Genomic DNA, 22027 nt, shown 5'->3' with positions numbered 1-22027 from the left:
GTCGCCCCTACGCAGTGAATTGAAGATTGTTTTATTGATAGGCACCTACGGAAGGCCGCGAGCCGCGTGCATTTCCGAGGATGTCGAACGGTGACATGATCGACGTTGTACCGGCACCACTTGCAGGCGACAAGCCCAGCAAGGAGAAGATCCCCGACAGCAACGGATTCAAGGTGATTGGAGCGGGGTCCCACGAGGGAGCGGCACCCGCACCATACCAGAGGTTGTTGCTGCCACTGACGTTGGTCGATCCCTTCTCAATGTAGGGCTGCGAGGATGACGGCTGATCGCAGATGTTGTTTGTGAGGTGCATACCTGCACCACTCAGAACAACTCCGAAGCAGCCATTCTGGTTGCCGAGTGTATATGCGCCAGCGTTCACGACGGTGTTGTTGTAGACCTCAACGTTGCCGCTGCTGCCGCCGCCTGCCGGATCCGTGTTGATGGCGATGCCTGCTTCATTCGCGACACCGTAGGGGTTCGATGCGAGCGCCGCATTCGATACGACGTTGTTGTATACCTCAACCGTTCCCAGCGAAGGATTGACCGAAGCCAACGCGATGCCGTCGCAGTATGAGTTGGTGACGATGTTGTCGTGGATGTGAAGGTCGTACTGGTTGTCGCCAAGCGTTGCGTGGAACATGATGCCGCGGCAGTAACCCTTGAAGTTCTGACCGACATTGTTCCAACCCACATCCGCGTGGTTCACGTTGCTTGAGAAGTAGACAGCGTGGTAGGTCTTATCGACGTTACCGCCCGTGTCGTGAACATTGTTGCCCTGGAATACCCACGTTTCGGTGGGATCCGTGGTTTCGCCGAGGACGCAGGCCGTACCACCTACTCCGGATGGCGGAGCGGGGCAGGAGATGCTGTTGTTGATGATGCGGACGTCGCCTGCCTCAGCATCGACTGCAGAAACCTGTCCGATGATTGTGAGGTTTGCGACGGTGATGTAGTTACCCCATCCTTTTACGCCGTTCGTGATGGAGGAGCTTCCAACCGTCACGGTGCCGCCGGGATAGCCCACGATCGAAAGCTGGCTGGTCGCGGACGATCCGCCTCTGTCTGTGGAGATGGCTGCTTTGTATCCACGACCGTCGTCGAAGGTGACGTCCGTTCCTGGCTCCAGATAGATCACCGTGTTTTGCGACGGCGACTTGGAGTCGTTGGAGGTTACAGAGTTGAACGCTGCGCGCCATGTCTTATAGGGCGAAGTGAACGAACCGTTGTTGGAGTCAGAGCCATTCGGCGAGACGAAGACGATGGTCGTCGGCGTCACGGTGAACGGAACTCCGTTGGATTGTAGACCGTTGACTGTTGCGACGATCTGTCCTGTGCTTGCAGCCGAGCCGACCTGAGCGATGATCTGCGTGTCGGACCATGAGCAGAGCGAGCAATTGGTAACGAGCGAACCATTGCCAAGAGTGATGTTGCTGGATCCCTGGCTGGAGCCGAAGTTGGCACCGAAGATTCGAACGTATACGCCGTTTCCGTTATCGCCGCCCGTACCGCTGCCGATGTTCAGATCGGTGTAGTTAATGTGCGGAGATCCCGAGGGCGTTGTTGACGCCGCTGCATTCACAACGGCGGTAACATTCGCTGTTGTGCTGTTGGCCGGGGTGCTGGAGTCCGATGCCTTGATGGACAGGATGAACGACCCAGCGGTTGTCGGAGTGCCAGAGAGAGTGCAATTGTTTAGTGTCAATCCAGCCGGAGCCGTGCCACTGGCCAATGCGCAGGTGTATGGTGCGGTGCCACCGCTTACGCCGATGGTGCCGGTGTAGGCTGTTCCAACTGTGGCCGCAGGTGGAGCAGACAGAGTGAGCGTCACGGCCGGTGCAGCGTTGATTGTTACCGTGATGTTTCCGGACGCGGTAACCGGGGTTGCAGAGGAGTCTGACGCGCTAATCACCAGCGTCGAAGTTCCTGCTGTTGTCGGAGTGCCCATGAGAGTGCATCCGCTCAACGTGAGTCCAGCAGGAACTGTTCCGCTGGTCAGCGAGCAGGTGTAAGGAGCAGTGCCACCGCGTACGCCGATGGTGCCGCTGTAGCTGGTGCCTACCGTTCCTGCAGCAGGAGAGGTCAGGGTGAGTGTGGCGGCTGCGTTGACTCGGACCACGACGTTGCCGGTTGTGGAGATCGGCGTTGCGGAAGAGTCTGTTGCCTTGATCGAGAGTGAGTACCTTCCTGATGCTGTGGGGGTGCCAGCAATTGCGCATCCGTTCAGCGTGAGGCCTGCAGGAACTGTTCCACTGACGAGCGAGCAGGTGTACGGTGCCGTGCCGCCAGTAACGCCGATGTTGCCAGTGTATGTGGAGCCAACGGTTGCTGCGGGAGGCGATGTCAGTGTGAGTTGGCCTGCTGCTGCGTTCACCACGAAGGAGAGGGTTGCTGTTCTGCTATTCGCAGGGCTGCTGGAATCCGTTGCCTGGACTGCGATGGAGAAGGTACCCGATGCTGAGGGCGTTCCAGTGAGAGCGCAGTTGTTCTGCGTGATGCCCGCTGGCAGATTGCCGCCGGTGATCGTGCATGTGTAAGGAGCGGTGCCACCCGTTACGCCGATGATGCCGCTATAGACGGTACCTTGCGTTGCTGCGGCAGGGGCAGTCAGAGTCAACGTGACGGGGGCTGCATTGACTGTGACCAAGATGGTGCTGGTGGTGGAGATCACGGTTGCGGAAGAGTCCGATGCCTTGATCCCGAGTGAATAGCTTCCCGCTGTTGTGGGCGTGCCGTTCAACGTGCATCCGTTGAGGGCGAGACCAGCTGGAACCGAGCCGCTGACGAGTGAGCACCGATAGGGTGCAGTGCCGCCGCTGACGCCGATCGTTCCGCTATAAGCCTTTCCAACAGTCGCGGCCGCTGGCGCTGTGAGGATGAGCTGACCTGCAGCCGGGTTCACAACGAGGGAGAGCGTTGATGTCCTAGTATTTGCAGGGCTGCTGGAGTCCGTTGCCCTGACTGCGAACGAGAAGGTACCCGATGCCGAAGCGGTTCCAGTCAGAGCGCAGTTGTTCTGCGTGATACCCGCTGGCAGCGTTCCGCCAGTGATTGTGCAGGTATAAGGCGCGGTGCCACCACTTATGCCGATGGTGCTGTTGTACGACACTCCAACGGTTGCTGGTGCAGGAGAGGTGAGGATCAGCGTGACTGGGGCGGCATTGACTGTAACGACGACGTTGCCCGTTGTGGAGATAGGCGTTGCGGAAGAGTCCGATGCCTTGATTCCGAGCGAATAGTTTCCTGCTGTTGTGGGTGTACCCACGAGGGTGCATCCATTCAGTGCAAGGCCAGCAGGAACTGTGCCGCTGGCGATCGAGCACATATAGGGTGCAGTGCCGCCGGTGACACCGATCACACCGCTATAAGCCTTGCCGACAGTTGCGGCTGCTGGTGATGAGATGTTGAGTTGGCCTGGAGCGGCGTTCACAACCAAGGAGAGCGTTGATGTCCGAGTATTTGCAGGGTTGCCGGAGTCCGTGGCTCTTACTGCGAAGGAGAAGGTGCCCGATGCCGAGGGGTTTCCGGCCACACTGCAGTTGTTCTGCGTGATACCTGCTGGCAGCGTTCCGCCGACGATCGTGCAGGTATAAGGCGCGGTGCCACCACTTACGCCGATTGTGCTGTTGTACGACACTCCAACCGTTGCTGGTGCAGGAGAGGTGAGGACCAGCGTGACTGGGGCGGCATTGACCGTAACGGCGATGTTGCCTGTTGTGGAGATAGGCGTTGAGGAAGAGTCCGATGCCTTGATCCCGAGCGAATAGCTTCCCGCTGTCGTTGGTGTTCCGATCAGCGTGCATCCACTTAGCGCAAGCCCTGCAGGAAGCGTGCCGCTGGCGAGTGAGCAGCGATAAGGTGCAGTGCCGCCGGTGACACCGATCACACCGCTATAAGCCTTGCCGACAGTTGCGGCCGCTGGTGATGTGAGGATGAGTTGACCTGCAGCGGCGTTCACAACGAGGGAGAGCGTTGATGTCCGAGTATTTGCAGGGCTGCTGGAGTCCGTGGCCTTGATCGCGAAGGAGAAGTTACCCGATGTCGTGGGGGTTCCCCTCAAAGCACAGTTGTTCTGCGTGATGCCTGCTGGCAGAGATCCGCCAATGAGTGAGCATGTGTAAGGCGCAGTGCCACCGCTTACACCGATGGTGCCGCTGTAGGCCGTTCCAACCGTTCCCGCGGCCGGGGAAGAGATCACCAGCGAGGCTGCAGCGGAACCAACTGTAACGACGATGTTGCCTGTCGTAGAGATGGGCGTTGAGGAAGAGTCCGATACCTTGACGCCAAGAGGATAGCTGCCTTCCGTTGTGGGGATGCCTGTGAAGGAGCAGCCGTTCAGGCTCAGTCCGTTGGGCAATGTTCCACTGGTGATCGAGCAGGTATAAGGCGCCGTTCCACCGGTAATGCCGATGGCTGCGTTGTAGGTCGCACCAACGGTTGCTGCCTGGGGTGACGCGAGAGTTAGTTGTCCCGCACCGGCGCTGACGACCAGGGAGAACGTTGCCGTCGCGGTGTTCGCAGGACTGCTGGAGTCGGTAGCGTTGACTCGAATCGGGAAGGTACCCGATGCCGAAGGAGTTCCTTGCAGAGCGCAGTTGTTTTGAGTGATGCCTGCCGGCAGTGACCCGCTGATGATCGAGCAGGTATATGGACCTTTGCCTCCGCTGACTGAGATGGAGCCGTTGTAGGGGACACCGGCGGTAGCGGATGCTGGAGGCCCGATCGTAAGCTGTGTGGCTGCTGCGACGATGTTGACAACGATGGTTGCGGTAAACGAATTCGAGGGAGAAGCAGCGTCCGTCGCAGTGATGTCAAATGGATAGCTGCCTGCAGTGGTAGGCGTACCGGTGAGGACGCACCCATTCAGAACAAGGCCATCTGGGAGGAGTCCCGCAGCAACGGAACAGCTATACGGAGCTAAGCCGCCTGACACGCCGATTGTCCCGGTGTAAGCGGTCCCCACAGTGCCCGCAGGGGGTGCGCTGATTGTCAGTGGTGTAGAAGGAGCGCCGGTATTGAGAATGAGTAGTGTTAGCGGTACGGAGCTGCTTAAGCCGGAGCTATCGGTGATCTGTGCCGTAAAGGTGGAGGTGCCAGCGGTGGTGGGCGTTCCGCTTATCACTCCGTCGCCGCTAAGCGCGATCCCCGCAGGCAAAGAGCCGGAGGCGATGGTCCAGGTATATGGAGTCGTCCCACCATTGGCAGTCAATACCGCGCTATAAGCAAGGTTTACGATGCCCACGTCGAGCGACGACGTGGTGATATTGATGGGGGAAGTTTGCGAGTCGGCGAGTACGTGAAAGGTGGTCTGGACCGTCGTGGCTGTGCCGGCCACACTGGCATCGGTCGCCTGGAAGGTCACAGGATAGTCGCCCACAGTGGTTGGTGTTCCAGAGATCTGACCGTTCGATGCATTGAACTGCATACCGGCGGGAAGGGCGCCAGATGAAAGCGCGATATGTGTTGGGCTTGATCCACCGCTGGTCGATACGGTTGCTGTGTACGCCGTGTTGACGGTGGCACTCTTAAGCGATGCACTGACTTTGAGCGCAGGGTTGACGGTTGCATCAAACTTGCCGGTCGTGTCGTCGGTCGCTGCTGTCACGTGGATCTGCGACTGAACCGTCGCGGGAGCCGTATAGATGATGGAGTTAAGGCTTGGCTCGACCGTTCCGCAGTTCGCTCCATTGCACCCAATACCGCTCAGCACCCACTTGGACGAATGTGTGGTGGTTTGCGGGATCTGAACCATTTGGCCTGCATTCAGTGTGACGGACGTGCTCGAAGGGGAGGCTATTACTCCATAGCCCGCTCCGCAGCCACTAACCAACCCGAATGAAGCAAAAAGCGCGACCAAAAGAACTACTTGTGCGGTCGGCCTGACCAAAACACACTGCAAGAAATGGTTGGAGGTACTGCGAACCTGCATATTGCTGACTCCGTCTTTGACACAAGAAATGACTCACGTCGCGCAACGAGGCGAGACCTGTGACACCCTAGATCGCTATGATCGTGTGCAACAAATTGCAATTTCGGAACCTTTTGGATTAGGCCCTCTAAGTTGTTGATTTTGCGTGCAACCCTTGTGAAACGAGGAACTTATTTCTTTGTCGGGAGAAAAAAATTCCAGCGTGATGCGGACTTTTGAGATGGCGACCTGCGTGCTTGGGTTGGTTGGGGGGCATATTTGATCTCAGATTTTCAAGCTGATTGCGCCAGGTACAAGGCTTCTGGGGAGTCTGGGCGCCGAATGATGCTTAATCCCGCAGTGTGGTGCCTGCTCTGGTATCGCATGGGAAGGTGGATTTATGCTCCCCATAAGGCCAGGGTCCTTTGGTTGCCAGCCAAGGTGGTCCACCTACTGGGCTCAACATTCATTGAAGCGTTCCTTCAGATGCGATTGAATGTTCAGGCACAGATCGGACCAGGGTTGCTGATCGCGCATTGTGGAGGCATCACTCTCCATCCCGATGTCGTGATTGGCAGCAATTGCGATCTGGCGCATCACGTCACCCTGGGGACTCGAGGGGTTGGCTCGCGCGGGGTTCCACGTCTGGGTGACAACGTATATGTGGGAACGGGTGCCGTGCTCATCGGTCCTATTGTGATCGGTGATGGTGCGCGGATCGCCGCCAACTCGCTTGTGACTCGCGACGTTCCTGCTGGAGTAACGGTTATGGGTGTGCCTGCCACTATCGTGAAGAGGCGTCCGTCGCCATCCGATGCGCAGGCGAAGGAAGAGTGCTTGATCGATGCCTGACGAACGTCCGCTCCTGCTCTTTGTCGCGCCATACTTCGCTCCGGGATATCACGGGGGGGTGGTCCAGATTTATTTGGGATTGCTGCGCCAGTTTCGGGGTTTCAGAGTAGTCGTGGTTGCAGACAACTGGAAGGTGGACCAAGAGACAGCGCGCGCGTGGGACAATATGGCCGTCGAGTCCAACGGCTTTACAGTTGAGCGGCTGGACGCGTTTGAGTTTCATTTGCCGCAGAATGCGCGTTCGCCTCTTACGAAGGCATTTCTATTGCTTCCTTCGCTGATGCGGTTTTTTGTGCTCGGCAGAAAGCAGTGGAAGGCGCTGTGCAGAAAGTATTCGCCGTCCGTCATCGTATGCGGAGGCACTTACTCTGCTGGTTGGCTGATGCCTGCGAATCCATCCGGTTCACTTCTGGTGAACTACGTTCATGGCGAAGAACTCACCATGCAGGTGGCTCCAGCCTTTCTACAACCGATTATGCGTATGTATCAGAGGCGTAGTCTGCGCGATGCTGATATGAATATTGCCGTTAGTCGTTACACGGCAGACCTTATTGCGCGTATCTCAGATCGTGTGACCGTATTGCCAAACTTTATTGACCATGATCGTTTCTATGTATCTGGCAGGCGAGAAGAGCTTCGGAGTCGCTATGGATGGAGCGACAAGAAGGTGTTGCTTACCGTAGCGCGTCTTGAACCACGAAAGGGAATTGATCAGGCGCTGCGAGCACTTGCTCGTTTGAAACAGAGCGGCGACTTGCAAGATGACTGGCGCTACGTTATCGCGGGTAAGGGATCGGAGTTGGGATCACTTCAACGTCTGATCAGTGAACTGAAGCTTGAAGATGTGGTGGAGTTTTTGGGCTTCGTTTCTGATGCCGATCTGCCGGGATGTTATGAAGCCGCTGACGTTTTCCTGCAGCCGAATCGCAATCTCAATGGAGATACGGAAGGCTTTGGAGTGGTCTTTCTTGAAGCGGCTGCTTGCGGCTTGCCTGTTATTGGTGGTGTCGCTGGAGGAACAGGCGATGCGATTGATCATGGCCACAACGGATTGCTTGTCGATGGTGAATCGATTCCTCAAATAGCGGATGCCATCGCGCTTCTTATGTCCGACGATGCGTTGCGGGCTCGGTTCCGCGCGCATGGGCTCGAATGGGCGTCGCGCTTCGATGTCGAAAAAGGGCGGGCTGGGTTCGAGAAGATACTGCTGCAACTTCTGCAGCAGAGCGATCGGTCGCAAGTAACTTCTTAGAAAGCCCCGATGCTATCGGGGATTTTGGAAGTTCTCATACGGCCATCCAATGTCCAGTTCAATGCCGTGGGTACGCCGCGATGCAACGCAGGGCTGGCGTCGGAGAGACGAAAATCGCCGTTGGAGGGATTTCGCAGCATGGGATTTACAAGCTGAAAACCTTCCGGGAGATGTGATCGTCCATCCTTACCTGGCTGCAGCCACCAGACAAGATTTGCTTGCGCCTGAAATGGCACAGGTCTGCTATTCGGAGAGAAAAGCGGTACACCACCGTCCAGAACGATGATGTTATTTCGGATTCGTATCGCCTGTTTCGTAGACCCGCCTGACAAAGCGATGGCTCCCGAATCTGTGTTGCGCCTTCCTCCACAACGAAACATGGTGTTGTTATAGACATCAACCACGCCACTACTTACGGGGCCAGAGTTTGAGCCGCCTTGTATGTAGATGCAAGCGTAATTCGCGCTGCCATCCTCGGGATCGGGACCCTGGCCTGTGTTGTAGAGAAGGTTGTTGAAGACTTCAACGGGGCCTGCAGAGGGATTGATCGTTGCGAGGTTGATGCCGTCGCAAGCGGTGTCGTGAATCACGTTGTCGTGAATATGCAAGTCGTATTGATTCAGTCCGGTGCCGGGATCGGTTGGCGTGGAATGGAACTGCAGGCCGCGGCATCCGCGTACATTTGCAATCGTGTTCCATCCAACGTCGATGTGATTGCTGTCCGTGCTGAAGTACACGCCGTGATACACCTTCGTTGTTCTTGGCAATCCAACGTCATGAACGTTGTTGCCTAAAAATGCGACTTCAGAAACCTGAGACATTTCGATGCAGCCGGTTGGTCCGAAGCCATGAGGGCAGGTAAAGTCATTGCCCACAACCCGCCAATCCTTGGAGTCAGTAATATCCATTGCCTCTTGATGGCCAACGAAATGTAAGCCTGCAATCACCCAGTGGTCTGAGGTTCTTTGGACATTGGGAGTTCTGGCTGCGATGTTCGGACCATCCACCGAACCGATCGTCACCTTGGCACCGGGATAAGCAACTACTGCGATGGGATTATCTTTGCGTCCGCTGGTCATGATGTTCCATGACGATTCGTAACGATCAAGAGCATTGACTGCAACGCCATCGCGGACGTAAAGAATATCTCCGGCATGGAGCTTGTCTACTGCGGACTGAAGTGTTTCGCCTTTCCTCTCGGGGTAGAAGCGAATGTGTCCTGCCCTGACGGTGAGGTGAATTTCATTGGAAGCGCCCTTGTCCGTATGGACAACTACTGATCCAGACTGTGCGCGGTTCGGCAGTTGGAAGGTAAGTGTGCGTTCAGACCAGACGGGATACGCGAACGCACGCTCATTTCCAATAGAGATGTAAGCTGCTCCGCGTTTTTCACCGAAGCCGCTGCCATAGAGTGTGATGAATGCTCCCTGATCTGACTCGCCGCCTGAAGCGGGAGCACTTGTCAGGTCGCTAAAGAAGACATGGGGCTGCGACTGCTCTGCGGCTGCTAATGTTGGGGCGAAGTAGAGAAGTGGCAGTAAGAGAAACAGCGCTCTACAAGGAACCCGCCAATAGTGGCCGGAAAAATAACGTGTACTCCAGATAGCTTTCATCGAATGTTCCTTCTGGCGATAAGACAGATCCATCCCACACGTTGACTCGCGGAATTGCTAATGGCTCACTCTCTTTGCGCCATAGGCCGGACACTGTAGTGAATCCGTAGTGATATCCACATTTGGCTGTCAGTTCTCGTACGCGGTTATCTGTGAAGCCGTTTGGATATGCAATCCAGTGCCGCTCAGTGTGTTCTGGCACCATGTGTTGCTCAAGAGCAGTGGAAGATGTGAGAAGCTCTGAAGCGACTTCATCGGACGTCAACTGCGTGAGTAGAGCATGTGTTGCTGTATGCGATCCGATCGTATGACCTGCACGCGTCAAAGTGTGCATCTCGTCCCACGTCATGAGCCGCTCCCAAGGATCAGGTTGGCGAGTTGTCATGGGAGAAGAGATACTTCTTTCGGCATCACTGATTGCAGCAGAAATTGTCTCAGGATCAAACTGCTTTAACCAGCTAAGGAGTTCCTCTTCCTTAATAGGGCCGGCGGGTAAAGGCGTTCCTTCTGCATCGACCAAGTGAGAGAAAAGGTCTCGCAACGAAATTTGGCTCTTCGAATCGTGCAGGGCTCGTACTAATCCCAGGGCTCTTTCAGGCCAGAAAGGCTGTGAGCGACCAGCATAGTTCGTTACCGCAAAAAAGCAAGCGGACATTCCGAATTGTGCGAGAAGGGGAGCAGCGATTGCGAGATTGTCGAACCATCCGTCATCGAAGGTGATCAACACTCGTGGACGCGTGCTTGATCCTTCCGGCTGATCGATGTCCCCAGGCTTTACGCATACTGCATTTTTGCTGAGATAAACGAGCAGGCTGCGGAATGCGCTTTCGCGGATGACCATGCCGTGAGGCGAACGGCAGGATTCCATCGCATCGTCTGGAATGACGCGGTGCAGCGTCAACACGAGTGTGGCTCCAGACGCGCCAATTTTCTTTCGTGCCGATTTCAAGGCGCCGGATTTGCTTAACGATTTTAGAAAAGCGTGCCGCAGTGTTTGACGTGAGCTCATTCCCGTATCAACCTGCGTGTGAAGTTTCGCGCTGCGGCTTCCAGACTGTGTAGCGTTGTCCGCGCATGAATTTAATGGCTCCCCATAGAGCAGCCGCATTCATCACGCAGAAGTACATGGGTAGTGAAAATACTCTTTTCTTTTGCAGTGCAGGTATAGCTGCTGCCAGGATGGCGAGGCCGTAGAAAGCGAGTTGAAGTACTAGAAGAGTGCCGTAGGCCATAGATGAGCGGAGCATCCACGTGGCTGCGAGCATACCTATCAGGAAGAGCGGAACTGCGTAGCGCAGCAGTTTGTGAGAGAAAAGCTGCAGGGCAATCCACGGATGCTTCCACGGAGCGAGTAACTGGCGCACGCTTGAGAGGCCTGTCAGGGCACGCGCAACGACTCGGACACGCATGGAAAACTCTTTGCCCGCATTGTGTCCCACATCTTCGCGCGCCAGGGCACGCGGTTCGAACTTGACCTTTGCCCCCTGTAACAAGACGTGCATTGGTTCTACAAGGTCGCTGATGATGCCGGGTTCGAGTGGAGTGTATAGGTCTCTGCGTACTGCGTAGATGCAGCCGCAGCATCCAGTAAGACTTCCTGCGGAGGACTGCATTTCGCGGATGCGGTTGTCATACCCTGCATATGCGCGTGAGCCTTCGCCTACGGATGAGGCGTTGAGATCGCAGTAGGTATACCGGCCTGAAACTGCTCCCACATTCGGATTGGTAAAGTTTCCGGCTATATATTGCAGCGCGTCGGGGTGGTATTCCGTGGTGGCGTCGGAGAAGACGACGATCTCACCTTTAGCGCTTCGCATGGCGACGTTCTGTGCGTTCGTCTTACCAGCCTGTTGCGGTACGATGATGAGCTCCACCCCTTCCGGGGCAAAGAATCGGACGATGTCTTCGGTCTCATCTGTTGACCCATCCGAAGCGACGAGGATCTGCAGCTTGTCTTTTGGATAGTTCAGCTCCAGGCACTGGAGAAGCTTTCTTCCGATATTCGCGGCTTCGTTATGTGCGCAGATAAGTAGGGTCAGCGTGGGCGCGGTGGATGCAGGCACAGCGCGGTGCTTCTGAAAGCGTGTCACAAGCCAGAGCAGGGCAGGATAACCAATGTAGGCGTAACCGATCGCGGCTGCGCATAGCCAGAAGAGAATGGACCAAGGTGATATTTCCGACACACTAAGTAGCGAGAAGGGCATCGTACACCTCCACATGTTGCGAAACCATTGCCTGAATCGAGAATCGTTTCTCTACAAGCTCGCGGGCGGTGTTTCCCATGTATGCCCTGTGTGTGCGGTCATTCAGTAGCGCGATGATATGGCCTGCAGCGGCCTGGTGGTCTTCGTTGGGAACCAGGTAGCCCGTTACGCCGTCAACAACAGCCTCTCCGGTTCCGCCTACATCGGTGGCCACGACTGGCAGTCTGGCTGCCATCGCTTCAATCACGACGTTTGGAAATCCTTCCGAGCGGGAAAGCAGCGCGAATACGTGGGAGTCGTGAAGTAAGCCGGGGATGTCTTCTACGCGGCCTAGGAAGCGGACGCAATCATCCAAGTCTGATTCACGGACCATGTTGCGCAACTGCTGCAGATGTTCCTGATCCGTCCAGTCGCCCGCAACGGCAAACATGGCCTTAGGGTTCTGGCGATGGACAATTGCAGCCGCCTTGATGAAGACGTCCACGCCCTTCCATGGATTAATGTTTGCAACAGTTGTGACAAGAAGTGCATCTTCCGGAAACGCGTGGGCAATCCGCAGTTCTGACGTATGTGCAGATAGCTCGTAGCGCTCGAGTGCGACACCGTTATGCACGATGGACACCTTCTTCGCGGTAATGCCGTCCTGTTCACGGTGCCAGCGCGCCACTTTTTCTGAAACTGCAAAAACATGGCTGTAGAGCGGGGTCAGGAGCCGGTAGAGCAGGTTGTGCTTCGCGGTTCGCAGGATCCCCATATCTCGGCGGCTGGAACAGATGGTGGTTACACCGGCGAGACGGCTTGCGATGGCCCCAAAGAGATCGGCGCTTTCGAAGTACGTCTGTACAAGGCATACGTTGCGCTCGCGGAGCAAATCGCGCAGTTTGCCGAGGGTTTTCAGGCCCTGTAATGAGAGGCAGGAGCGTGTGGGCAGCACCACGATCTCGTCGAAGAGCTTGTAAGCTTCGGGGCTAGGATTATCCCGCAGCGTCACCACTGTGACCTTGTATCCACGCTCAGGGAGGGAGCGTGCCAGAGCGAACATCATGCGCTCTGCACCGCCCAGTTCCGTGAGCTGATCGATGATGAACATCACCGATCGCGATTGTGTGGATACGGGTTTCATACTGCATCTCCATGAACGAGTGGCGGATTCGGCGCGTGCCAGGAATGGCGCTTCCTAGCCTTTTGCTTTACTTCTTCCGTTGCCACAGGCGCTTTCACACTTGCAATTGAAATGCCACAGAGTGTGCATCCGAGAAGAATCCAAAGGTTGGAGTCAACCTGAATAAACATCCATCGGTCACCGAAGAAGTTGACGATTGCGGCAGTCAACATCAAGCATGCAAAGCCGAGTCCTACCAGTGAGAGGAAGGAGTCGCGGGCGCGGCTGAATAGCTGCAGGCCTGTCCGGGTGAAGAGGAGCAGTTGCACGAGGAAGAGAAGCAGGCCAGAGAGCCCTGTCTCTACCAGCATCTTGAGATAGAAGTTGTGCGTGTCCTTATAGGAGCCGACGCGTCCCATCAATGCATATGTCAGGAACCCGGTGCCTACGACTGGATTGGCCTTGAACATATTGATCGCGTCTGTCCATAGCATCACGCGTTCTTGCGCTGATGCGTCCAGTGCCGCGTCCTGACCCGCGTCTGGCTTCGTATAGGTCATGGCGATACGCTCTTGCACAGCGAGAGGCAAGATGGCTTGCCAGGACACTACGAGTAGAAGGATGGGTATGAACAGCCATCGAATTTTGACGACTGCCAGGAAACATAAGACCAGTGCTAAGGCGAGATAGGCTTCGCGCGAGTAAGAGAACAGGATGCAGGTGGTATTTGCGGCAATTACAAGCAGAAGGCCGGCACGCACCAACATCTTTCCTTTAAGCGCCAGTAAGGGCAGTAGAAAAGCGGTTGCTTCTACGAGGTAAGAGGCAAGGCCATTTTCACCTGCATATCCGAGAGGGCCGGCATCGCGTGTCTCTTCGGCGTAGTGAGAGAAGTCGCGACCGGCGGCCCCCCTGAGATAGCTGAAATCGACGGCGAGTGCTGTCACACAGCAGAGTGCAACGATGATGGCGATCTGCTTGCGTGTGCGGATGGTCCTGGTGACAGCGACCACGAGCATTGGCATTACGATGAAGTTCTTGTAATCCACCAGGCGTAGATCGTTAAACCAGATGGGGAATCCTCCGCCCAGATAGAAGGCACCGCGCCAGAGCGATAAATAGTAGAACGCGCACATCAACCCGAGGAACGCGAGCACAGAAGTTCGTTTGATCAACGGTGCTTGAGGGCGAAGGACGCTGCCAATCAAAGTGCAGATAATCAGAATATCTACGATGTTTGATCCGAGTGGAAACGCGTGCAGGTGGTAACGCGTCGTCTGCAGCGGCAACAGCACGGAAAGCAGATAAATACCGAATTCGGACTTCCACAGGATCGTAGCGAGTGCACCCGCGACAACTGCGGAATACATTGCGATTGCGCGTATGCTTGTGAGCGCACCGGGCGAGGTCGACTCCAAAATCATTCCGCACCTCCTTCGCCTGTCGCTGCGGTCGAAGGAACGCGCAACGGTGAGATTGTGCCGATGGGTAGTTTCGCGAAGGCCTTTTTAACAGCTTTGCGGAAATCCGAAGACATGATGAAAATGCATATTGCAAACATCGTGCCAAACGCAGCAGCGCGACCCAGTAGCTGCACGATAAGTAACTGCGAGTGAATGAAGGTGGGCAGTGGGTAGGCACACAGAAGCGCCACCACTGCGCTGATGGCAAGCGCCGGATTCACATGCAGAGGCAGAATGTTGCGGTTTACAACGATCAGCGTTCCGACCATGACCGCATAGCTGAGGAACGTAGCGGCTGCCGCTCCCATCAATCCATAGCGAGGAATCCAGGCGAAGTTGGCGGCGATGTTTACTGCGGCGGCTACGACGACAATGATTGCAAGCAGGGTGGTACGTTTCTGCAACACCAGGCCTACGTTGAAGAAGATATGCAGCGCATAGACCATCAGCGCGGGTACGAGTACCTTGAGCAGCCCTTCAGCACCTGCGAAGCGAGTGGATGCGAGGAAGACGAGCGCGTCGCCTGCGCAGAGTGTGGAGAGGCCGGTGATGAACAATGCGACCACCACGAACCATGAGAGCGACATCGAAAGGAAGCGCGATGTTGCTTCTTTGCCCTCTTCGTTCCAGAGGCGCATGTAGATAGGGAAGAGCGCCAGGTTCAGAGGAGTCATGACGACATCCTGCAGATATCCCGAGATGCTGTAAGCCGCGGAGTACAAGCCGAGCGAATGATCGCCCATGTAACGCTGAACGATGATGCGATCTGCCGAATCCAGCACCAAGCTGGAGAGTTCGTATGCGATCAGCGGCATGCCGAACTTAAGGCTGGTACGGATGAGATCCCAGTCAATGGCCGTTGGGTGAATCAGACCGCGGCGGAGCACATCGCCCATCTGAACGGCGACGACGATGGCTTCAGCCGTCATGGTGGCGAGCACCACGGGGAACGCGCGATGTTGACCTGCGACAGCGAGCCCGATGAGGCCGACCATAGTTGTGACCTTCGTCATAACTTCAACGATGGTGTGGAGACGGCTTCTGCCTTCGTTGCGCAGGAAGCTAAGAAGCATCGACTGCAGCGTGCGAAGTACGACTGCGACTGGAGCGAGCAGGAGGCAGTGAAAGAGCTGGGTATCTGTCCGTAACGCCGAACTGCTGAACAACACGGCCATGTAGATCGCGGAAAAGAGCAGCGATGTGATGGCCGGTCCAATGAGCAGCGTCGAGTAGAACCTACGCTGTCCCGCGACGTCTGACTTTGATGCGTCGTAAAAACGTGCAGCGGAGTATTGCAGTCCGCACTTCGATAGGACAACGAGTAACAGTACCAGTCGGAACGTTAACGACAGGATGCCGTATTGCTCGACCGGGAGAACTCTTGTAAGCAATGGAAACGTAACGAATCCAAGAAGGATCAGCGATCCTCGACCCACAAGATAATTTCCGATGTCTCGGATGAAATCTGGCTTACGACTCATTGCTGCCCCTCGTTGGCGTTCGGGAAGCACCCAACACCGTGCATGGCTGGATCACGCAACACCAGATATGCGGGCGATTCATAGATCACCTGGAAGCGCGGATCAATGGGAGCGGTAGCCAGCAGTTGACGGTAGGCAGTTTCGTATTCGGCGGCTGCGTTGATGTGTGTCCAGTCCTTATCGAGTACTAGGTACTCATAGACCGGATGGTGGTACTGATACAGCCGGTGTGTCTGATAGAGGCAATCGCGATTGGCAACTGCGGGAAGCATGTAGCGCGGAGCGGCGAGCGATGCATCCGAAGGAATCATTGCCGCGACCTTGTGTGCCTCTGCGTCCCATGGTTGCTTGGAGATCTCGTCGAACTGTGCTTTTCCAGTAGCAAAGGCGAGCGTAGCGACGGTCAGTGCGAGCGTGATCAGAGGTGCCACGCGCGAGCTGCTGAGACGGAGGCGCGTGATGCTGGCCAGCTTGCTCTTACTGTTGGTGGAGAAGAGAAGCGCAGCGATGAACAGCACCGTAGCCGGAACCACTGAGTACTGCGCATAGATCACAGTCGTGATGCACTTGCCTGCACCAGCGAGAAGGTTGATGGCCAGGAAGGGAAACGAGGCGATGACGAGCGAGCTACCGAAAGGAAGCAGAAGTCCAGTAGGTGTCAGGAGCTGCTTGAGGTAGACGATGTTGTTCCGTGTCAGAACGGTCGTCTGCGGGCTGCTGCACACATGGGTGAGCATCTCCGTCGGTGTTGCTCCCAGATGGCTGAAGCACGCGTCAGTGACGAACGATGCTCCGTTCAATGCGTGTGGCAGAACAACCTTGTAAGAGAGAACACCCCACACGAGGCCAGCAATCAGCGGCAATGCAATCCAGCGCATCGACTTGCGCTGAACCAGCGCAACGACGGCGAGGCACACGGCAAAGAGTGCCAGATCTTCTCGTACCGCAAGGGTGAAGAAGAATGCAATCGTGAAGGGGCGGAACTTGCCCTCGAGGTAGTAAAGGATCGTGAACAGTACCGGCAGTGCGACGAAGCTTAGGGGATAGAAGTCGAAGACTGATTGATAAAAGATCACCGGCACGAGCAGGAAGGCCACTGCCCAGATGCGGGCTGCCCGATCCGTGGATGACAACTTCGCAATGCGGAACACGGGATAGGCACACGCGACCATCGTGACGTTGCGAAGGACCAGCAGAGTTATCGGGCTCTGGAAGATTGCGTAGAACGGTAGGAACAGGAACATGATGGGCGAGTTATGCCCAGCGAAATCTGTTGTGACAGGGTGCGAATAGAGCACGTCCTGCAGCAGGGAACCCCAGAAGAGGTGCCCATGCAGCGTGGTGTGCATGATCTGGCCGAAGTATGCGAGGTCCTGGCCGACGTATCCGAACACCAGATACTTCTTTACTGCGAAATAGGTGAGACCGACCAGCAGCAAGGATGCTTCGAGGATTGGCCAGTTTCTCTTGCGAGATGTTTCCTCATCCTGTGGGTCGGCTTCCTTGAGACTGTCGCGGAAAAGGGCGGCCCAGAGGCCGGTGAAGATTGCGAGCAATATCGCCGAGCGCACAAAGGGCGGCCGAACTCTCGCGGCGTATTCCGGAACGAAGAAGAGCAGGAAAACAAAGACTGCTGCACAACGCGCGAGTTCGCGCTGCAGTGCTGGAGATGTTGTCTTACGAAAGACTAGGGATAGAGAAGGGCTATACGCGAGCAGTGTGAATGCTACAGCGAAAACGACTGCAGTTAGCAACGCACCAACGGTGTGCATGGAGCGAAGAAAAGCCAGCCAGATCCAGATGCTGAGTGAAGCGGCGCCCAGGGCGACCGGCAATGTGATTGCCGGTCGCTTCGGGAGCTGGTTCGTTTCAGCGTGGATGTAATCTGTCGCGATAGTCGAGGTCGACATTGTTCTAGGGACCCTTACTGTTGAACAACTACATTGCTGAAGGAGATGGGTTGCGAGGAGACATCGAGTGCGATAGCGCCCGAAGTCAAGGTGGTGTCCGTTGCCGAGATGATCAGAGTGTTGTCGTAGTAGACCCGGATCTGACTGCCAACGAACTGCATGCGGATTGTGTGCTTATTGGTGTCGAGCAGCATCGTGGGTGACTGCCCCACAACTGCCAGTCCTGGGGAGTCGATGGCCCATGCAGTGGAACGCAGGAGCTTGATCGTGTTGTCACCCGGGTAGAGCCAGACTGCGTAGGCTGCGCCCGATGTGAGGTTGACGCGACCGCGGATGCCGCCCGGATAGTTGGAAGTATTGGTGAGTTTGACGTCAGCCGATACCGTGTAATCCGTCCAGCTCTGGCTACCCGCGTACATCTGCGTGTGGCCGTTTCCGTTGTAGTTGAAGGATCCGTTCGACACGCTCCAGTTTGAAGCCATGCCGAGCGGCGACGCTGTCCACTGCGACGAGCCGGAAGCGAACTGATCCTGGAACAACAGGTTGCCAATGTTGAGTGTCACAGGAACCGTGACAGCCGCAGTGGCGTTGGTGGAGCTCAGGGTGATGTTGCCCATGACTGTTCCCACTGCGAGAGCCGCGGTGGATGGCGTCAGAGTCAACGTTCCAGCAGCTGCTGAAGAAGCAGGTGAGGGCGTGAGCCAGGAGACATTGCTGGTAGCAGTCCACGGCAGTGCTCCGGTACCCGAGTTTTGAACGGATACCGATGCGGCAGTGGGCGACGATCCAACCGGGCTGAACATATAGACAGCGGAAGGAACAGCGTTGATGACCGCGCTCGGTGAAGCCGTGACCGACAACGTTACGGGAATCTGCACCACACTACCTGTTGATGGTGTCAGTGTCAGAGTTCCCGTGTACGTTCCGGCGCTCAGGCTTGCAGCGCTGGCGGTGACTGCTACTGTTGCCGGCGTGGAGGTTCCCGACACCGGTGCCGCCGTCAGCCATGCCGCGTTGGTTGACGCGGTCCATGACAGGCTGGACGTGGACGAGAGGCTAACGTTCTGTGCTGCTGCGGTTGCACCCGGTACAGCGCTGAAGGTCAACGATGTGGGCGATGCCGTCAACGTTGCTGCCAGGCTGCTTGCATTGGAGACAACCACCGAGTTGTAAGAGACAACCTGGTTAGAAGGATCCAGTGCTACGAGACCAGAGGTGTAGGTGGAATCGTTCGCGGTGATCAACTGTACACCGTCTCGCGATACCGTGATTGTGCTGCCGTGCATCGAGAGGAGATAGGTATGTGCGCTTGCATCGAAGATCAACGAGTTGTAGGTGCCGATGAGCGTGAACCCATTCGAGATGTTCCAGTTCACTACCTTGTACAGATTTACGGTGTGGTCAGAAGGATAGAACCATACTGCATAGCCCGATCCATCAACTGGGTTTACGCGACCGCGGAAACCACCCGGGTAGTTTGAGACCGGCATCGTCATGCTGACGGACAGGTCGTAGTCAGTCCAGTTTGCGCTGCCCGAATAGATGGGCGCTACGCCGGCTCCGTTGTAGCTGAGAGCAGAGCCGTTGCTGGACCAGTTGGAGAGACCGCCGAGGGGCGAGATCGTCCACGAGTTCAGGTTAGAGGTGGAGATAGTGACCGGAGCAGCCGTGACCGTGAATGTGACCGGGATCAGGAGGGTCAGCGCAGGCGACGTCGACTTGATGGTGATCGTGCCGCTGTAGCTGCCCGCCGTGAGCGAACCAGCCTTGACAGTAGCGCTGACCGTTCCAGGCGTACCACCGCTTGCAGGTGTCACGGTCAACCATGACGCGCTCGAGGTGGCAGTCCAATTCACATTCGTGGTGCTTGGGTTGGTGATGGATACGGTCTGTGCTGCCGATGCGGTCGTCGTACCAACCTGCTGCGTGAAGGCGAGCGAAGTTGGGCTTCCTACCAGCGAGGCAGTGGTCGGAATGACCGTCAGAGTTACGGTTACGGTGTAGGGGCTGTAAGCGGCTGTCGTGGAGCTGACGGTGATCGTGCCGGTATACGTGCCCGCTGCCAGGCTGTTGCTGTTCACCTTAACCGTGACAGTTGCACCCGAGGTGCCGCTGGTCGGTGTGGTGGTGAGCCACGATGCGTTGCTGGTTGCGGTCCAGGTGTAGGTTCCCGAACCCAGGTTGGTCACGGCGACAGTCTTCGAAGCAGGAGAGCTACCAACGGTCGTTGAGAAGCTCAACGATTCCGGTGATACCTGCATGGTCGGCGGTGCCGCGTTGGTGAAGGAATACGTGCCACCGTTGCTGAAGCCGGGAACAGAAAGGAGTGTTCCTTCGTCATCGCCATAGAAGACATAGGTCTTCGTGGGGATGAGGTTTCCGTCTGCATCCGTAGCCGCACCGGTGAAGGTGAGGCTGATGGTGGACGGTGTAACCGTACCGCTCTTCAACAGGGAGTGGTTACGTGCACGGAGGTAGTCACCCATGCCATCCATGAACTGATGGGTGCCCTTGTTGGTCTTGAACCATGCGGAGAGCTGCGTGATGAAGCTCTGACGATCAGCGACCGTTGATTGATCAAGGTTGTTGCCGTCATGTGTGTAGATCTGAACAGGCTCCATGCCCGACCAGAAATGCCACATGTAGTACTCCCATTGATTCAAGCTCTCAGCAACGGTGTAGTTATTGGTCGAGCTCGGCCACAGTGCGTCTGGTCGCGTGAAGCGTCCTGCCATTTGTCCAACCTGCGTGGCAAAACCGAAAAAGGTCTGTGCAGGTTTTCCAGCAACGCTGTGAACTACGACATCATCGGCGTAGAAGAAAGGAAATGTTTCGTCGTAATCGACCGGATATACGGGAGGCTGTTCGTAGATGCGGAATGGCCCGAGTGGGGTTCGTCCCGCTACCGTCTTCGGATAGTCAAAGTAATATGTGCCTGCGGCTTGCGGAGAGGTGATGTAACGGATGTTCAGGCTGTTGTACATTTCATAGCCTGTGTTATCCGAGATATCCCAGTAGTGCGCAACCATGGAGCGGCTCAACTTCGGGAAGGTATCCGTTCCACCCGAACCAGCCTTCCAGCTGAGAGCAGATGCTACGTTCGCCTGCCACTGCGCGTCCGTGGTCGGGACGGTCAGGTTCCAGTACATGTCGCCACCGGAGCCATAGTCCAAGCCGTGAATCGATGCATGAAGGTTGTTTGCGTTGATGGCGGTGATCATCGGCGCGCGGTCGGTGTCTCCAGTTGCAACGGAGCTAACCTGCAGATTGAGCTGGGGCATCCATGGGCCGCCCGTGCCATCCGATGCAACCGTGCCTGTCAGGCTCGTGTTCCACATATCGGGAACGCGAGACATAACACCGACCTCGTTGTCATCCATCTGAATGGCAGCGATGCGCGGATAGCCGCGCAACACGAAGGGTTTACGAGCTGCCCAAACGATGCTGCGCCAGAACAAATCATCGACGCCCTCCACAAATCCGAATCGGTCGGCGTGCAGGTAGTCGTAGGTGGTAAAGTCTACGAGTCTTCCGCGGCCATAGGTCGATGTGAGGATCAGCGGATCCGTTCCGAGTTCCGCAACAACGGTTCCAGTTGCACCGGTCAAGAGTGTCGCGTTGGACGCGATCGTGGTGACACCGTTGCCGTGGTAGTTATACGTGATGTCGCCAGCAGGGTCATTCAGCCAATGCCGTTGCAATGCAGCGATGTAGTGGGCCTGAGCGCCACCCACCTGCACTGCCGCCGGAATGGTGATGCTGGTCTGAGCTTGACCCAGCGTTGCACCAGTAGCGTGGAACATGGTCTGAATATGGCTCTGTGTGCCGATACCAGTGTCGCTATCAAGGTTCATGAAGCCCGTGCCGTTGGCAACTGCGGCAACAATTGCGTTCTGCCATGCAACGCTCGGGTTCAGTCCGTTATGTCCAGCGATGATGAGCTGCGAAGACGAGAGGTCCATCGCAGCTGTCGTGCTAACGTCGACGACTTTGTAAGGTACCTGAAGGTGAACGAGGTATCTCTCCGGACCCATCTGGTAGGTACCCGGAGCTGTGCTGTTGGTGTTGTATCCGGTGGTGTTCGCAGAATTCACCAGGACGACAACTGTCAGATCCTGGCTCTGAGCCAACGCAGACTGAGGTAGAAGACAGATGCCCATTAGCAGCAGGCTGCTAACAAGCACGAAGTAAAAATTTCGAATACTTCTAGGAAGGTTCATATAGGTTTCCTTGCGTAACAGA

Annotated in this window: 11 protein-coding genes; 2 read left to right on the top strand and 9 right to left on the bottom strand. The window is 56.3% G+C overall.

Annotation, left to right across the window (positions count from 1 at the left end; all coding sequences use genetic code 11):
- Positions 1-31: 31 nt before the first annotated feature.
- Positions 32-5752 carry a beta strand repeat-containing protein gene (locus BLT38_RS09845; RefSeq protein WP_172838218.1) on the bottom strand — a complete coding sequence of 1907 codons (5721 nt, stop codon included), beginning with the start codon at positions 5750-5752 and terminating at the stop codon, positions 32-34.
- 642 nt (positions 5753-6394) lie between these two features.
- On the opposite strand from BLT38_RS09845, the gene BLT38_RS20950 reads away from it, so the two are divergent.
- Positions 6395-6760 carry a serine O-acetyltransferase gene (locus BLT38_RS20950; protein WP_231966851.1) on the top strand — a complete coding sequence of 122 codons (366 nt, stop codon included), beginning with the start codon at positions 6395-6397 and terminating at the stop codon, positions 6758-6760.
- Positions 6753-8012, top strand: coding sequence for a glycosyltransferase family 4 protein (locus BLT38_RS09835; RefSeq protein ID WP_083345015.1), 1260 nt, complete (start codon positions 6753-6755; stop codon positions 8010-8012). The genes BLT38_RS20950 and BLT38_RS09835 overlap by 8 nt, the downstream gene beginning before the upstream one ends.
- On the opposite strand, the gene BLT38_RS09830 is transcribed toward BLT38_RS09835, so the two are convergent.
- The 8 genes from BLT38_RS09830 to BLT38_RS09795 all read right to left on the bottom strand — a co-directional run bounded on the left by BLT38_RS09830 (position 8009) and on the right by BLT38_RS09795 (position 22005).
- Positions 8009-9625: an IPT/TIG domain-containing protein gene (locus BLT38_RS09830; protein WP_172838217.1), complete on the bottom strand. Its 1617-nt coding sequence runs from the start codon at positions 9623-9625 to the stop codon at positions 8009-8011. The two genes, BLT38_RS09835 and BLT38_RS09830, sit on opposite strands and share 4 nt — an antisense overlap.
- A complete protein-coding gene (locus tag BLT38_RS09825; RefSeq protein ID WP_231966850.1) occupies positions 9567-10529 on the bottom strand; it encodes a polysaccharide deacetylase family protein in 963 nt (320 codons plus the stop codon). Before BLT38_RS09825 ends, BLT38_RS09830 begins: the two co-directional genes overlap by 59 nt.
- A 112-nt stretch (positions 10530-10641) precedes the next feature.
- The gene (locus BLT38_RS09820) at positions 10642-11829 is read right to left on the bottom strand and encodes a glycosyltransferase family 2 protein (protein ID WP_083345013.1); all 1188 of its coding nucleotides are present in this window, start codon (positions 11827-11829) and stop codon (positions 10642-10644) included.
- Positions 11810-12952: a glycosyltransferase gene (locus BLT38_RS09815; protein WP_083345012.1), complete on the bottom strand. Its 1143-nt coding sequence runs from the start codon at positions 12950-12952 to the stop codon at positions 11810-11812. Before BLT38_RS09815 ends, BLT38_RS09820 begins: the two co-directional genes overlap by 20 nt.
- On the bottom strand, positions 12949-14355 hold the full coding sequence (locus BLT38_RS09810; protein ID WP_083345011.1) for an O-antigen ligase family protein: 1407 nt from the start codon (positions 14353-14355) through the stop codon (positions 12949-12951). Before BLT38_RS09810 ends, BLT38_RS09815 begins: the two co-directional genes overlap by 4 nt.
- Positions 14352-15875 (bottom strand): lipopolysaccharide biosynthesis protein, encoded by a 1524-nt coding sequence (locus BLT38_RS09805; protein WP_083345010.1) that lies wholly within the window; start codon positions 15873-15875, stop codon positions 14352-14354. The genes BLT38_RS09810 and BLT38_RS09805 overlap by 4 nt, the downstream gene beginning before the upstream one ends.
- Complete coding sequence (locus BLT38_RS09800) at positions 15872-17785, bottom strand: DUF2079 domain-containing protein (protein ID WP_083345009.1); 1914 nt, start codon at positions 17783-17785, stop codon at positions 15872-15874. The genes BLT38_RS09805 and BLT38_RS09800 overlap by 4 nt, the downstream gene beginning before the upstream one ends.
- A 14-nt stretch (positions 17786-17799) precedes the next feature.
- Complete coding sequence (locus tag BLT38_RS09795) at positions 17800-22005, bottom strand: BACON domain-containing protein (RefSeq protein ID WP_083345008.1); 4206 nt, start codon at positions 22003-22005, stop codon at positions 17800-17802.
- Positions 22006-22027 lie beyond the last annotated feature (22 nt).

Origin of the sequence: Terriglobus roseus (assembly GCF_900102185.1) — a bacterium.
In the GTDB taxonomy this organism is placed as follows: Bacteria; Acidobacteriota; Terriglobia; order Terriglobales; family Acidobacteriaceae; genus Terriglobus; species Terriglobus roseus_A.
The sequence above is the reverse complement of the archived record's forward strand: the minus strand, read 5'-3'. Positions and strand labels throughout refer to the sequence as shown.

Bases quoted from the DNA above. Each gene is read 5' to 3' on its own strand.
- BLT38_RS09805 (WP_083345010.1), bottom strand. From the start codon at position 15,875: ATGAGTCGTAAGCCAGATTTCATCCGAGACATCGGAAATTATCTTGTG.
- BLT38_RS09830 (WP_172838217.1), bottom strand. From the start codon at position 9,625: ATGAAAGCTATCTGGAGTACACGTTATTTTTCCGGCCACTATTGGCGG.
- BLT38_RS09820 (WP_083345013.1), bottom strand. From the start codon at position 11,829: ATGCCCTTCTCGCTACTTAGTGTGTCGGAAATATCACCTTGGTCCATT.
- BLT38_RS09795 (WP_083345008.1), bottom strand. From the start codon at position 22,005: ATGAACCTTCCTAGAAGTATTCGAAATTTTTACTTCGTGCTTGTTAGC.
- BLT38_RS20950 (WP_231966851.1), top strand. From the start codon at position 6,395: ATGCGATTGAATGTTCAGGCACAGATCGGACCAGGGTTGCTGATCGCG.
- BLT38_RS09800 (WP_083345009.1), bottom strand. From the start codon at position 17,785: ATGTCGACCTCGACTATCGCGACAGATTACATCCACGCTGAAACGAAC.
- BLT38_RS09815 (WP_083345012.1), bottom strand. From the start codon at position 12,952: ATGAAACCCGTATCCACACAATCGCGATCGGTGATGTTCATCATCGAT.
- BLT38_RS09810 (WP_083345011.1), bottom strand. From the start codon at position 14,355: ATGATTTTGGAGTCGACCTCGCCCGGTGCGCTCACAAGCATACGCGCA.
- BLT38_RS09835 (WP_083345015.1), top strand. From the start codon at position 6,753: ATGCCTGACGAACGTCCGCTCCTGCTCTTTGTCGCGCCATACTTCGCT.
- BLT38_RS09845 (WP_172838218.1), bottom strand. From the start codon at position 5,752: ATGGTTCAGATCCCGCAAACCACCACACATTCGTCCAAGTGGGTGCTG.